General features: G+C 62.8%; 12 protein-coding genes. 3 read left to right on the forward strand and 9 right to left on the reverse strand.

Annotation, left to right across the window (positions count from 1 at the left end; translation table 11 throughout):
- Positions 1–16 precede the first annotated feature (16 nt).
- From OUY36_RS00505 to OUY36_RS00545, 9 genes are all read right to left on the reverse strand, one after another.
- Positions 17–994, reverse strand: coding sequence for a serine/threonine-protein kinase (locus OUY36_RS00505; protein ID WP_156245624.1), 978 nt, complete (start codon positions 992–994; stop codon positions 17–19).
- On the reverse strand, positions 991–1,722 hold the full coding sequence (locus OUY36_RS00510) for a PP2C family protein-serine/threonine phosphatase (RefSeq protein ID WP_267931685.1): 732 nt from the start codon (positions 1,720–1,722) through the stop codon (positions 991–993). Before OUY36_RS00510 ends, OUY36_RS00505 begins: the two co-directional genes overlap by 4 nt.
- Positions 1,722–5,261 (reverse strand): type VI secretion system membrane subunit TssM, encoded by a 3,540-nt coding sequence (gene tssM / locus OUY36_RS00515; protein WP_267936209.1) that lies wholly within the window; start codon positions 5,259–5,261, stop codon positions 1,722–1,724. The genes OUY36_RS00510 and tssM overlap by 1 nt, the downstream gene beginning before the upstream one ends.
- Before the next feature lies 1 nt (position 5,262).
- Positions 5,263–6,144 (reverse strand): type IVB secretion system protein IcmH/DotU, encoded by an 882-nt coding sequence (gene icmH, locus OUY36_RS00520; protein ID WP_267936210.1) that lies wholly within the window; start codon positions 6,142–6,144, stop codon positions 5,263–5,265.
- A 5-nt stretch (positions 6,145–6,149) separates the two neighbouring features.
- Positions 6,150–7,481, reverse strand: coding sequence for a type VI secretion system baseplate subunit TssK (gene tssK, locus OUY36_RS00525; RefSeq protein ID WP_053527762.1), 1,332 nt, complete (start codon positions 7,479–7,481; stop codon positions 6,150–6,152).
- A gap of 2 nt (positions 7,482–7,483) precedes the next feature.
- Positions 7,484–7,966: a type VI secretion system lipoprotein TssJ gene (gene tssJ, locus OUY36_RS00530; RefSeq protein ID WP_267936212.1), complete on the reverse strand. Its 483-nt coding sequence runs from the start codon at positions 7,964–7,966 to the stop codon at positions 7,484–7,486.
- Positions 7,967–7,970: 4 nt separating this feature from the next.
- Entirely contained in the window at positions 7,971–9,170 is a 1,200-nt protein-coding gene (tagH, locus tag OUY36_RS00535; RefSeq protein ID WP_208217169.1) for a type VI secretion system-associated FHA domain protein TagH, read from the reverse strand.
- A gap of 20 nt (positions 9,171–9,190) precedes the next feature.
- The gene (locus OUY36_RS00540; protein WP_369806274.1) at positions 9,191–9,292 is read right to left on the reverse strand and encodes a type VI secretion protein; all 102 of its coding nucleotides are present in this window, start codon (positions 9,290–9,292) and stop codon (positions 9,191–9,193) included.
- A 644-nt stretch (positions 9,293–9,936) separates the two neighbouring features.
- Entirely contained in the window at positions 9,937–10,182 is a 246-nt protein-coding gene (locus OUY36_RS00545; protein ID WP_017676523.1) for a hypothetical protein, read from the reverse strand.
- Positions 10,183–10,519: 337 nt separating this feature from the next.
- Between OUY36_RS00545 and OUY36_RS00550 the strand changes: the two genes are divergently transcribed.
- The 3 genes from OUY36_RS00550 (at position 10,520) to OUY36_RS00560 (ending at position 14,353) form a co-directional block, all read left to right on the forward strand.
- On the forward strand, positions 10,520–10,990 hold the full coding sequence (locus tag OUY36_RS00550) for an antitoxin Xre/MbcA/ParS toxin-binding domain-containing protein (protein ID WP_003288362.1): 471 nt from the start codon (positions 10,520–10,522) through the stop codon (positions 10,988–10,990).
- Entirely contained in the window at positions 10,987–11,478 is a 492-nt protein-coding gene (locus tag OUY36_RS00555) for an RES family NAD+ phosphorylase (protein WP_017676524.1), read from the forward strand. The genes OUY36_RS00550 and OUY36_RS00555 overlap by 4 nt, the downstream gene beginning before the upstream one ends.
- Before the next feature lie 595 nt (positions 11,479–12,073).
- The gene (locus OUY36_RS00560; protein ID WP_003288360.1) at positions 12,074–14,353 is read left to right on the forward strand and encodes an AAA family ATPase; all 2,280 of its coding nucleotides are present in this window, start codon (positions 12,074–12,076) and stop codon (positions 14,351–14,353) included.
- Position 14,354 lies beyond the last annotated feature (1 nt).

The raw sequence follows: 14,354 nt of genomic DNA on the forward strand, positions 1-14,354 counted from the left end.
TTTCCTTGTCCTGATGTCATCCATGGGAGTGGCCGAACCAGCGCTGCCAGCGGCTCGGTACGGGGCGACTGAAGGCGCGCAACAGGCCCGCTGCATCGATGCTGCGCTGTGCTTCGTCGAATGCCAGTGCCAGACGCAGTGCCGGCCAGCAGTGCGCGGGCAGTTGCGGCGGGCATTGCAGGGTACGGTCCAGTTCCATCGCCTTCGCCTGGCGAGCGCTGAGCCGGCGAAACGGATGGCTGCCGCTGGCCAGTTCGTAGAGCACGCAGGCCAGCGCATAGATGTCGGCGCTGGCGGTCAGCTCGCCCCCGTCGAGCAGCTCGAGTGCCGCATAGCGCGGCGTCCAGGCGGCGAAGCGCGTGCGGCACAGGCGCGGCAGACCGGGTAGCAGGCCTTCCAGCGGCTGGCCGAGGCCATAGTCGAACAGGCGCAGGCCGTCATCGGCGAGCATCACGTTGCTTGGTTTCAGATCGCCATGCAGCACGCCCAGGCTGTGGGAGTAGCTCAGCGCTTCCAGCAGCGGCAACGCGATGCCCTGCAGTTCGCTCCAGGGCATGCCCTGCGGGCGCTCGCACAGCAGCTGGTCGAGGGTCGGTCCCTTCAGCAGCTCCAGGGTGATGAAGGCGCGCTGGCTCGCCGGGTCGATATCGAAGTTGTACAGGCGCACCACATGGCGGTGGCTGAGGCGCGTGGTCAATGCGTATTCGCTGTAGAGCAGCGCGCTGGCGTCGGGGTATTCGGCGAAGTCTTCACTGAGGGTCTTCAGCGCCACGTAAGGGTCCGGATCGCCGAACTGTTCGCGCAGCAGGTCACGCGCGCGATAGACCGCACCCATGCCGCCGACGCCGAGCAGGCGCTCGATCCGGTAGCGGCCGCCGAGCACATCCGGCAGCTCCCCGGCAGGCGGCCTCGGTTCCACCGGCATTGGCGTGCCCGCGGTGGGTGCCAAGGCAAAGTAGGTGAGGTCGCTGGCCTGCAGTTGCGGTACGTTCATCGGCGGATCACCACGGCGCTGAGGTTGTCCCGCGCCGGGCCCTTGAGCGCCTGGCGAAACAGCCGCTCTAACGCCAACTGCGTGGACGGCAGGCTGAGGGCTGCACCAAGCGCGTCGGCGGACATGCTCTGGTAAAGCCCATCGCTGCACAGCAGCAGGGTGTCGCCCGGGAATACGGCGAATTCGAGGATATCCAGTTCCAGCTTTTCGCTGGCGCCGATGGCGCGGGTCAGCGCATTAGCGGCCGGGTGTTTGGCGGCGAGCTCGGGGCTGAGCTGCTGCTCGTCGATCAGTTGCTGCAACAGCGAGTGGTCGCGGGACAGCTGATACAGCCGGCCGCCGCGCCACAAGTAGCAGCGGCTATCGCCGGCCCATATGCAGGCGGCGCGGTCACCTTCCATGAGCAGGGCGACCACGGTACTGCCGATCACCGGATCGGGGCGCTCGGCGGTGACCGTCAGTTCCTGGCTGAGGCGGCGATTCAGCTCATGCAGACAGCGCCGCAACGCCCGCAGCCGCTCCGGCAGATCGCCGCCGCCGGAAAGCTCGGCCAGCTGCTCGATGATCAGGCGGCTGGCCAGGGCGCCGTTCTGGTGCCCGCCCATGCCGTCGGCCACGGCCCACAGCCCGGCCTGTGGCAGGTCGAGAAAGGCGTCCTCGTTGCGCGCCCGCACCTTGCCGGTGTCGGTGCGCGCGGCGCTGCGCCAGCTGCACGCGGTTGCGCTCATCACAGCGTCGCCGGCAGCTTGAAGCCGCGCAACAGCGCGAGGTCGAACGGATTCGGCGAGCGCTGCGCATGCAGCAGATAGTTGGCGCGCAGACCGCCGAGATCGGCCTTGAGCATAAGCACGTCGCGCCCGCTGTGGTAATCCACCTGCATCAGGTCGATCAGGCGGAACAGCGACCAGGGCCCGGTGTTCTTCTCGATACCCACGCGACGGCCGCCGAGTTCCTCCACCACCAGGCTGGTGCGTCCGTCGTCGGCTTCAGCCGGCCAGCGGAACGCGGTCTGCACGATGGGCCCGTGGCGATATTCCATCTGCTGATTGCCGAAGCGGAAGTCGGCCCGGCCGAGGCTCGAATCCAGCGAGTACGGTTCGAGCTTGAACAGGATCAGCGGCTCGTTGGGGTTCTCGGCGAAGAAGCTGCGGCGAATGGTCTGCGCCCGGCTCATCTGTGCAAGGAACTGCTCGGACAGCGGCAGGCCGCGGCCATCGACTCGGCGCAGCTGGTACTGGCCGGCGCTGCCGCTGACGAAAGGCCTGAGGTAGCGCTCGAAGAAGCTGTCCGCCAGGCCCTGGGCCTTGAAGAACTCGCGGAAATCGGCGAGGGCGACGTCGCTGGCGCTATGGGCGCTGAACGGATAGCGCTCGCGCAGGGCACCGCGATAGCTGGCATAGAGCTCGTTGCGATAGCGCTGGTTGAGGTAGTGGTAGGCATCGCTGAGTACCAGCGACCAGCTGTCCTCGGCCAGCAGACCCAGCCATTTGCCCAGCGGCTGCGGCAGCCGTGCAGCGCTGTTGCGCAGCTGGTTGATGGCGTCGCGCTGACCGCCCATGCGTGCCTTGGCCATCTCGAAGGCGGCCTGTTCCGGTGCGCTGGCATGGGCCAGCGAGGCCAGCTGCGATTGCAGGGCGTCGAGGGCCTGCAGACTGGCGCTCAACTCGGGGCCGGCTGCGCCGTTTTCGTCCAGCAGCTGGTGCAACGGCGCGAAGCGGCGCTCCAGGGTCTTGCGTGCAGTGTCGGGTATGTTCTTCAGGAGCGCAGCCTGGGCCTGCTCCGCCGCGGCAGTGGCCAGTTTGGCCGCCTTGCCGAGCTTGCCACCGGCGCCTTGCGCCGCTTCGGCCAGCTCGCCGGCCTCGGCGGTCGCTTCGGTCACACGGGCGAAGCGGGTGTTCTCGCGTATTTCCAGCAGCAGTTGCAGCAGCGGCGAGTTGGCGGCGGTGAGCCCGGCGAGCTGTGCGGCACCCTGCGCCGCACTGGCGGCCGGCAGGATGTTCAGCTGGGCGATCGCTTCGCTCCAGTGCACGGCGTAGTCGCGGAAATACAGCTGCTCCATTTCCGTCAGCAGGCGGCCGAGATCCTTGGCGCTGAGGCTGTCGCCTTCGCCCAGCACCCAGTTGTCGCGCAGGATCTCACTGACCAGATCGGCGCCCTGAGCGACGAACAGCTTGTGATAGCCGCGCTGGGTGTAGAAGCCGGGAATCGCATAGTCGCCGCCGACGAACAGCGACGCCTGCGGACCGAGCTGCGTGTTCAGACGATAGTCGGGAAAGTTGCGCGCCTGATCGCGCAGCATGCGGTACACCACTGCCGCCAGCGATTCGCTGCGCAACTGGGCGCGGGCCTTGGCCACCAGTTTTTCGTTCAGCTGATACGGCGCGAAGGATTCCTCCAGCAGGCGCGCAAAGTGCGTGTTGAGCCCCTGCTGCGCCACGGCATTGCCCGGATGGCGCAGCGACCAGTCGGCCGCCAGCCAGTCCTTGAGAAACGCCGCATCACGGCGTTCGGCCAGGTTCAGCATGAGATAGGCGCGCAGGCTGCCGAGCAGTTGCTCGCGGTCGTTCAGGTTGGCGCGAATCTGCGCTTCCAGCTGCCGGCCGACACGTGGCAGCAGCAGTTTCTCCAGATCGCGGCGATAGGCCTCGTGCAGCGTCGGGTCGACCGCCTCGCCCTGATACAGGCCGCCTCGGCGCAGCCAGGACACCTCGTCTTTCGGCGGAAACACCTCGGTCGCCGCATAGCTCGCGTCCAGAGCCTTGAGCGTACGTAGCGCCTCGTCTCCCGCCTCGATGGACTTGCGCTCGCTGCCGAGTTGCTGGGCGATGCCGCGCAGTTGTTCCAGGCGCTCATGGTTGCCCGAGAAGTTCAGCGCCCAGGCGCCGCCGATCAGCAGCAGGCAGCCGAAGGCGCCAGCATAGAGGGCACGCTGGCCCCAGTCGATGCGGCGCACCTCGCGTTGGTCGAGGCCCGCCAGTTCGGCTTCCGGAAAGATCACCCGGCTGAGCAGCTGATTGATGAAGCGTGCACGACCGCTGCGGAAGGTTGGCAGTGCACTGCTGGCCAGGCCGAGCTGACGACCGATGCCGGTGGTGAGCGGGTCGAGACCTTCGCGCAGTTGCGGCGCGCTGGTCAGGTAGAAGCCGCGCAGCTGGCTGGCACGCTGGTAACGGTTGCCGGCGAAGGCCAGTTCGATGAACAGGCTCAGATGCTCGCCGATCTGCCCCAGCTGATGGGGGAAGTCGAGGATGCGGCCACGGCGCTGGGTATCGCGCTCCTGATGCATGCGCAGGATCACCTGGCTGTTCAGCCGGCGCAGCAGTTCCTCGAACTCCTGGCGCACAACCTGCGCGTCGCTGCCATTCTGTTCCTTGCGGAAACTCGCGCCGAGCACCTGGTCGCTTTCCTCCCGCGACAGCTGCTCGAAGAACTCGTCGAAACCGAGAATCCGATCGGCCTTGCTCAGCACCAGGTAGACCGGCACGTCCACGCTCAGACGCTGATGGATCTCGTGCAGGCGCTGACGGGTCTGGCGAGCAAGGTTCTCCAGCTCCAGTTCACTGCCGCCCTGCAGCTGGTCCACGGGCAGGTTGATCAGAACGCCGTTGAGCGGACGGGCACGACGCCTGCGCAGCAGACCGAGCAGGGTGTCCCAGGCGCTGCCGTCGACGGCAGCGTCGGGCTGGGTCAGATAGCGGCCGGCGGTGTCGATCAGCACGGCATGATCGGCGAAGTACCAGTCGGCAAAGCGGGTGCCGGAGACATCCTTGGTCAGGCGCTGCTGTTCGCTGCGGTTGAGCGGGAAATCCAGCCCGGAGAAATCCAGCAGGCTGGTCTTGCCGCTACCCTGTGGGCCGATCAGCAGGTACCAGGGCAGCTCGCTGCGCCATTTCTCGCTGCGCCCGCGATAGAGGCTGGAGGTCTTCAGGGTACGCAGCGCCTGCTTGAAGCGATGGCGCAACTCCTGTTGCTCTTCGCCGATCAGGCCGTCGCGGCGCAGTTGTTCCTGAACGTCCTGATCCTCGGCGTCGCGCTTCTTGCGCGCGCTGGCGCGCCAGCTGGCGAAGACCATGGCCAGGCCCCAGCCGAGAAACAGCACGCTGATGCTCAACAGGCGGGCGGTCGAGGATTCCCAGAAGCGGTAGTCGTCGACCGCCAGCAGCGGCCCGACGAACCACACCACAACCGCCAGCAGCAAGACCAGCAGCAGGCTCCAGACCCAGGTCCGGCGCAGCACGGCGCCGAGCTTGCCAAAGAACGTCTTCATCTCATTTCATCCCTGAAAAGGTGGAACCGCCGGCATCCATGTCCAGCACTCGATAGGGTTGCAGCACGGCCTCGCGCTGTTCGCCGAGGACCCAGGCGAAGCCGCCGTAGATCACCCCGAGGCAGACCAGGGTGAACAGCGCCACCATCCACCAGGGCACGATGCGCACCAGGCGCCGGCGGGTGTCCTTGAGGCCCTCCCAATGCGGCGACAGCTCGCGCGGGATGTCCCCGCGCATCTGCCGGATCTGCCGGTAGAGGCTGTCGCGTACCGCTTCCAGCTCGAGCATGCCGCGCGGCAGCACGCGGTACTTGCCCTCGAAGCCAAGGGACAGGCAGAGGTACATCAGCTCAAGCATCGGCAGGTGCTTGACCGGGTTGCGCGTCAGCCGCTCGAGCAGCTGGAAGAATTTCTCTCCGCCGAAGGTCTCGTTGTGGAAGGAGGACAGCAGGCTCATCTGCGACCATTCGCTCTCGTTGCCCCAGGGCGTGGTCACCACGGCCTCGTCGAGCACGGTGCAGAGCACGTAGCGCGCCGCCATCACCTGGCTGCTTTCGGCGCCGTCGTGCAGCGCGCGATGCTCGAACAGCTTGATCGCGCTGCTCAACTGGCTGTGCAGGGCCTGCAGGTCTTCGCTTTCCAGGCTGTGCTTGAAGCGCACCACTTCCGACAGCAGCGGCGAGGCGGCGGCCACCAGCGGATTGAGGCTGATGTTGAAGGTTTCCGCCGGGCGCAGGCGCGCGGCGTAGATCATCCGCTCCTCCAGCTGCTCGAAGCGCGGCGGGCTGTCGAAGTCGGTCAGCGGGCTCTGCGCCGGGGCCTCTCCCGCTCGATTGACGATGACCGTGCGGTCGTCCTGTCCGTAATCCATTTCCTTGATCATGTCGCTCAGTCCCTGACCGCCCAGAATTTCAGTTCGAGCCCGGCGAAGTCACCGGACACATGGAAGGCAAAGCCGCCGGAACGCTCCAGCTGCGCCTGGTCCTCGGCGCTGAGCTCCAAGGCGAAATAGGTCTTGCCGGCGTGGAAGGGGATCTGCCGCGGCGCCACCGGCAGCGGCTTGAGGCGGATGCCCGGCAGATGCAGGTTGACCAGCTGGCGGATGCGCTCCACCGGGCCGATCTTCAGGTGGGCCGGCAGCCGCGTGCGCAGGGTTTCCGAATCGCACTGGGCGCTGGCGGCGAGCACGAAGGACGCCGTGCCGAGCAGCTTGTGGTCATGCAGCGGCGATACCTGGATGCCGTACTGACGCTGCTGCAGTAGCAGCTCGATGGCGTGCTGCTCGAGCACCATCGACAGCACCTGGCGGATCGCGTCCATCAGCTTGCGGAAGCTCGCGCCCTGGTCGCTGTGCTGGTAACGACCGTCCAGGCGCGGGCGCTTGCTCTCGCTGGAGAAGGTCGCCAGCTCACCGAGCAGGCCGAGCAGGTCGCGATAGATCTGCTCCGGGTGCACCTGCTCCACGCCCAGGTAGTGGCGCAGCACCGGCTCGTGACGGTTGATCAGCTGCAGCATCATGAAGTCGCCGACCTCGGCGCCACCGACCTTGCCGGTGGCGCTGATGCGCTCGGCGAGGGTATCGCCGCGGTGGGCGAGCATGCTGATCACTTCCTTCAGGCAGGACAGCAGATAGCCGGAAGCCTGGAAGTTGACGTAGGTGGGGATGAATTCCGCGTCGAGGCTGATGACCCCGTCCGGCGTGGTGTCCAGCACCTCGCACAGCTGCAGCTTCACGTAGGCCTGATCGCTCTGCTGCTCGCCCAGTAGCAGGCGGAAATCCGGCAGGCCGGTGCTGACCTGGCTGGTGCTGCTGTCGCCGGCATTGGAGTCGGCGACGTCAAGTTCGTGGGCGGTATAGCGCGCCAGCACGTCCTTCTGCTCGGGCCGGCGGGTTTCGATGTGGTTGCCGGTGACCAGCGGCAGCGCAAGGTATACCGGTGTACTGCCGGTGTTCGGCGGAATGTCCAGCGCCAGTGGCTCGCGCTCGCTGCCCAGCTCGAACAGCGTGCCGTCGGGTAGGATGCCGCTGGCCTGGCTGAGCACCAGCTTGCCCATGTTGAGAAACTGGCGGTCGATCTCCAAATTGAAGAATCCCCAGGCATAGCTGCTCAGCTTCTGGGTGCGCGCCTTGAGTTGGTGATCGTAATAGCGATCGCTCTGCTGGAAGTGCTGCGGACGCAGCAGCATGCCTTCCTGCCAGACAACCTTATGCAGGCTCATGCTTACTGTCCTTCTTCGGCGAGCGGGTCGAACAGCGCGATGCCGCGCTCGTCCAGGCTCAGGGCGATGCGGGTGCGCTCTTGCGGCGGCAGCGCGATGACGTAGCGCCAGCTGGCTTCCGGCAGGTCGCGGTAGGCGGCCAGCACGCCGACGTAGCGGCTGCCGTCCTGCACCGAGAGCTTCAGCTCACGGCTTTCGCCGGGACGCAGTTCCAGTTCCTCGGAGGTCACCAGGTCTGGCGCCAGGGCTTCCTTGGGCCGCTGGTAGAGGGCGAAGAAGTCGCCATTCTCGAACGCCACCGGATGCTTGAGCTCCAGCAGGCGCAGCACGATCGGCGACGGCCGGCCGTTGAGATCGGGGTTGAGGCGGTCGCTGCCGTGCAGTTCGAGGTCGAGTTTGGTCAGCTTGGAGTACGGCGACAGCGCTGAGCAGCCGCCCAGCACGAGCAGCGAGGCCAGCATGGCCAGGGTGATGCGACGAGGCATGGGATCATCCTTGATGGGTTGAATCGAGCGTGGCGATCAGGCGCACCTGCTCCTCATAGGTCTTGGCGAAGTCGCGGGCGAACAGTCGCTCGCTCCAGTCGGCATCCTGGCCGAGGCTGTGATGCAGCCGCCGATAGGCGCGCCAGCGACTGCCAGCAGTAGCGATCAGCGGTTTGCGGCCTTCGCGTTCGAAACGCAGCGCCAGCTGCTCTGGTGCCAGCTGCTCGAACATCGCCTGCACCGCCGCGCGACTGGCCGCCAGCAGTGCCACCTGATGCGCCTGCAGGTCGCGGAAGGCGCGACCGATGGCCTGTTCGGCCGAGAGTTGGCCTGGCTTGCCACCGAGCAGCAGGGCGCTCAGGGCCTCACCCGTATCAGCGCTATGCTTGAGCGGGTTGTTGCCGGCGCTCTGCACGGTGGTCAGCGCCAGGCGCAGCTCGTTCTTCAGCTCGCTGCGGGTGCGCAGGCTCTGCTGCAGGCCGCCGACGCTCTGCTTGAGCAGACGGGCGGCATTCAGCGCCAAGGCCTGGCGCTGGTCCTCGTCGAGATCGTCGAGATCGATGCCCAGCGCCTCGCCGAAACGCGCCCAGAATCCCTGTGGCAGTCGTTCGGGCTCGGCTTCGCGCTTGGCTTGCGGTGCTGCCTGCGGCATGACCAGCTCCGGCAACGGCAGGCTTTCCATGTCGATGCGCGCATAGTCGCGCTGCTGCTGCGCCTGGCGCTGTGGCGCTACCAGAGCGAGGTCGAGGTCGTCGACCTCGGCATAGACGCGCTCTTGCTGTTCCATTGCGACCAGCGGATCGAGGTCGAGGAAGGCATCGTCGGGGATGATGCTGCCGGCCGGCTGCGGACGACCGATGTCACCTTCGAACAGCGCCGGGTCCTGGATCAGCCGGGCGCGGATCTCGAAATCGCCCAGGCAGTAGACGCTGCCATGCTCGATGCGCTGCGGCTGGCCCTTGACCAGGCTGGCGCCGCTGTCCTTGAGCTGGATGCCGTTGCTGCTGGTATCGGTGAGAAAGAAGGCGCCGTCGCGGTAGCTGATCACTGCGTGACGTCCGGAGAGGACGCGCTTGCGGTCGGGGATCACCCAATCGCAGCCCTCTGCGCGGCCGATCACACCGCCGGCCTGCTTGAAGGTTTTGGTGGTCAGCAGCCCGGGCACGAATTGCTGGGCGCCCACCATATCGAAGACCAGTTCCATGGTCGTGTCGCTCCTTGCGGTTACTGGCCGCGATTCAAGGCTTGCGGATCACCCAGCGGGCGATAGTGGTCATCGTCGAATTTGTAGTTGCCGGTGCAACCAGCGAGCAGCGCGGCGGCGATGAGCGAAACGAGGGCGTAATAGCGCACGGGCACGCGATTTCCTCCTTGAAGTCGTGTGTGGGGGCAAGGTGCGCATGGCGCGACCTGAGCGGGGCATTGAAGTTCAGTTGTCCCGCAGGCTCGGTGAACCGGTTCACAGAAAGCCCGGCGGATGCGTCTAAAACGAGCGTGAGGTCAGATTGGGGCGGTTCGGCGTCGCCGCGCGGCGGGTTTGGCTTGCATCGGTCCGGCAATGCTGGCAGGCGATCTGCTGATCGCTGACGGACCTGCAGAAACGCAAAAGCCCGCAGCGAGCGGGCTTTTTCGGAGTGCTTCGAGTGGGACTCGAAACGACCATCTGTATGGCGCATCCGGCGGGATTCGAACCCACGACCCCCCTTCGGAGGCCAATACGGTACAGGAATCTTGGTTGACTAGTAATGCTCTTGAACGTCTCTAAGTGCCGTGAAATCGAGGCTTTGCCCTGTGTCGTTGTCTACAGTTTATGGCTCTTGACGCTACCTAAGGGCGGTTACCTAAGGCACAAAACACGAAATCTGGATTCTCGGTTTTTGACCACTAGCTCGCCGGGCTTCGTCCTGCCGCTGGAACTTGTTGAGGTCAGCCGCCATGCGGCGGAGTAATCCTCGGGAGCTGGAAGCAGCTCATCCATCCTTGGAGCCCAAGTCGCTTGCGATCTTGCCGAAGGACTCCCAGTGGCCAACCAGCTCATCAACGCGATCAGGAATGCGTGGAGTCTTACTGAGTACCAGGCAACGGGTGGTGCCTACATACTCCTCGAGCAGGTAGAGCGTGCTTCCAACATCGACTCCCATTTCCTGCAGAACGTCGTGGGGCAGGCGAATGGCACCATCGCCTTCCCAGTCTTCGATCACTACATGATGTTTCATCGCGACTCCAAAAGACGGTTGGATGAGGTGTCCGCAAGGGGAGGCGGCAGGCTGCTGCCAACTAAATCCCGCGGCGTAGACCGGCAGCATAGCAAAGAGCGAGCAGGCTCGAGAAAGGTAACGAACGCGTCTATCCCAGCCATTGCTGTCGGTGGACGAAAACTCACCCGAGCAGCTCAACTGCGCAAGTCGGGAACGAGCACCCGGAATGGGGCGTCAGGAATGCGCACAATCGATTCAGACCACGAACAGAGCGATACCAGAGGCACTTACCTGCCGCATGACGCGCCAAATGACGCTACAATAATGCCATATGTCGCATCTGGAGGAATACGTTATGGTTTCCGCCGACACTCGCACCCGCAAGGCAGCACCCGCCGCCCGTAGGCCAACGGAATACCTTTTCCAAAGTGACTCTGACCAGCTCAGTCCGGTCATGGTCTACAGGCTCACGGTCAAAGGCTTCAACCTGAAAGACGTGCAAGACATGCTTGCGATTTCTGATCTGTATTCGACGAAGAAGATCATGAGTCGCATTGTGGGCAAGTCCATCAGGACGATTCAGCGCCAGGGCAGCAAGCAACCAGCACACCTCAACTCCCAACAGAGCGCCGTGGCCTTCCAGTACGCGAAGGTGCTGGAGCACGCGATCAATGTATTCGGCACCCAAAAGCTGGCCGAAGAATGGCTAGGGCGCCCTTGCAAGTATCTGGACGGTGACGTGCCGCTGGACGTTATCGACAACCCAGTGGGGTTTCAGGCAGTCGAGGACTATCTAGAGCGCATTGAGTACGGGGTCTATCAGTGAACCCATTACCCTGGTCTGGCTCATGGTACGCATGGCGCCTCGACCGTGAGCTCTACAAGGACACCTGGGACAGTGGCATTGGTGCCCACAAGCTGGGTGGCCGCTGGAACGTTCCGGGGCGAAACGTTGTATACGCATCGGCAGATCCCTCAACCGCCATCTTGGAGGTGGCGGCGCATGTCGGCTTCGATGCGTTGGATACGGTTGCGCATGTGCTCACATGCTTCGAGGTGCTCGATCAAAGCCTTATCAAGGTCGTACAGCCTGAAGATGTTCCCAATCCTATCTGGCTGACGAGTGCATCCGCTTCACCTAACCAGCAGAAATTTGCAGACGCCCTGCTGGCCGAGCATCCGTTCGTACTGATCCCATCCGCCGTCACTCGCCACTCTTGGAACTTGCTTGTCAGTCGCGAGCTGGCCGAGGGCAGGTATCGAATGATCAGCCAAGAACGCTTCGGCCTGGATACGCGCCTCGTTAAGGTCTGAGCCGCTTTGCGCTGGCTGAGCCAGCAGTGTCTTTCAGGTGAACGCCTTTAGATTGCGTGACAGCTCTTCACGTAGCCGTAGTACCAGGACGTGTACCAGCCAGAACAAAAGGCCCTACCTGTCCCCCTGATTTACAACTCATCTCTAGCCGCAGCTTCTGACAATTGAACTCGCCCCAGGCCTATTAGCTAACACCGCCCCTATTGAGCTGAAAATCCCGCAATACCACCGGGGGAATTTAATATCCCTATGCCGCATTCAGCTAATCCACCGGCAGTTCATTGATAGGTCATCGAGACTTCGCTCCGTAGCCACCGTGGCTGCACTCGTCTACCGCAAAATGTCGGTGGCAGTCCTGCAAAAACCACTGACCCGCCACAAGCGCTCACTGGGGCACCTCCGCCGAACTAGCCAAATACACCCTCGTGACGACAGAACTCTCCGCCAAATCGCCCATATCCAGCGTGCGCCTCCGGAATAGATCACTAGACCTCGACTGGTCTAGTCTTTCACTCACTCTATTCGAATGACATTGCAAGCTATATAACGAATAGCCGGCCAGAGATTGGCACCGATTGCCTAGGGAGAGAGGCGAATGATTGAGTCAATACGGATAGTGGGGGTGGCTTCGTATGGACAAGAGGTACAAGCGCTTGATGGGCTGACGAAGTTCAACTTTATCTACGGTGCCAATGGGTGTGGCAAAACCACAATTTCCAGGGTGATCGACAACCCCACTCGTTATCCGAGTTGCCATGTTGGCTGGAAGAGCGGCGTGCCCCTTCAGGCTATGGTCTACAACCGCGACTTCGTTGCACGTAATTTCGGCCCTTCCGCAGAGCTCAAAGGCATCTTCACCCTCGGTGAAAAGAACGTCGAGAACGTTGCCAAGATCGCGGCACTCAAACAGGAGTCCGGTAGCTGTAGTGGACGCATCAGCAGTCTGAGGGAGACTCTAGAAGGGCTGGATGGTCTGGGAGGAAAACGCAAAGAACTCGCCGATCTCGAGGCTTGGTTTCAGGAGACATGCTGGGCCCAGAAAAAAAAGCACGATAGTGCATTCGCTTTGGCATTCCAGGGCGTACGCAACAATGCCGAGAACTTCAAGGTCCGTGTGCTGCAGGAGCATGCTGGGAATTCTGCAGCATTGGTTTCGTTGGCCGATCTCCAGGAGAAAGCCAAGACCATTTTTGGCCCCTCACCTATGTTGGAGCCCCGCGTCGTATTGCCTTCGTTCGATGCGCTGTTGTCCCACGAATCGAATCCGATCCTGAGCAAGCGCGTTCTGGGCCGGGAAGATGTCGATATCGCGGCAATGATCAAGGCGCTGGGCAACAGCGATTGGGTGCGGCAGGGCCGGGCTTACTTCGATGAGGCGACAGGAGTCTGCCCTTTCTGCCAGCAAGCCACAGAAGCCTCGTTCGCGGCCAGTCTGGAGGCCTATTTCGACGAAACGTTTCTGGATGACAGTCGTGCCATTGATGAACTGGCTAAGACCTATGCCGCGGCGGCCGATCACCTTTTGGCGCAATTGTCCGAGATCCTTAATGCGCCTTCCCGATTCCTCGATGCGGAAACACTGAAGACAGAAGTGGCGCTGCTGGCTTCTCGGATTGCCCTCAATCGTCAGCATCTTGCCGATAAGCAACGCGAGCCAAGCCAGCTCATTGCACTGGAACCTCTGGCTGACGCTCTGGGCGCGATCTCCCAGGCACTGGCGCTTGCCAACGAGCAGATCGAGTCACACAACGCTACGGTAGCTAATCTGGGCAAAGAAAAGCAGCAATTGGCAAGCCAGGTGTGGAAACACATCGTCGCCATCGAGCTGGCGCCCGCATTGCAGGATTACTCGACGAAGAAGCGAGGGTTGGTGGGCGCGATCACTGCCTTGAACGGAAAGATCGAAGCGGCGGAAGCAGACCGGCGTCAGGTGGAGAAAGAAATAGCTGAGCTGGAGCGTGCGACCACCAGCATCCAGCCGACCATCGATGCAATAAATACCTTGCTAGCCTCGTTCGGTTTTCATGGTTTCTCCCTAGCCAAGGCAGATAGCGGTACCGCCTATGTGCTGCGGCGACCGGATGGTATGGATGCGAAGGAAACCTTGAGCGAAGGCGAACGTACCTTCGTCACCTTCCTCTATTTTTACCATCTGCTCAAAGGCAGCGATTCGGAAAGCGGCGTGACGACTGACCGTATAGTGGTCTTCGACGATCCTGTGTCGAGTCTGGATAGCGACATCCTCTTCATCGTTAGCAGCCTGATCAAGGCGCTGTTCGATGAGGTGCGCCAAGGAACCGGTCACATCAAACAGGTTTTCGTACTGACCCATAACGTCTACTTCCACAAGGAAGTGAGCTTCAACGCCCGGCGCACTGATAGAAACGCGATGCGCAGCGAGGAAACCTTCTGGGTCGTCCGAAAATCCCACCACTCTTCAAGAGTAGAGGCCCACACAAGCAACCCGATAGTCACCTCATACGAAATGCTGTGGGCGGAGGTACGACGGGCCGACCGATCCAACCTTTCAATCCAGAACACCCTCAGACGCATTCTTGAAAACTACTTCAAGATCCTCGGTGGAACCGATACCGACGACATCTGCAACCTGTTCGAGGGGCGTGAGAAGGTCATATGCCGATCGCTTTTTTCATGGGTCAACGATGGTTCCCACTTCGCACACGATGACCTGTATGTCGCTGTCGACGATGCAATGGTGGAAAGCTACCTGAATATCTTCAAGGCGATCTTCGTCAAATCCGGGCATTTGGCTCACTACAAGATGATGATGCGAGAAGCATACTCAGACGATTCTGAGATCGCGGCCAAAACTCAGGAACAGCAGGCCGATGCACAGGGGGCCGTCCATGCCTGAA

This window comes from Stutzerimonas sp. R40042 (assembly GCF_026642215.1).
In the GTDB taxonomy this organism is placed as follows: Bacteria; Pseudomonadota; Gammaproteobacteria; order Pseudomonadales; family Pseudomonadaceae; genus Stutzerimonas; species Stutzerimonas frequens.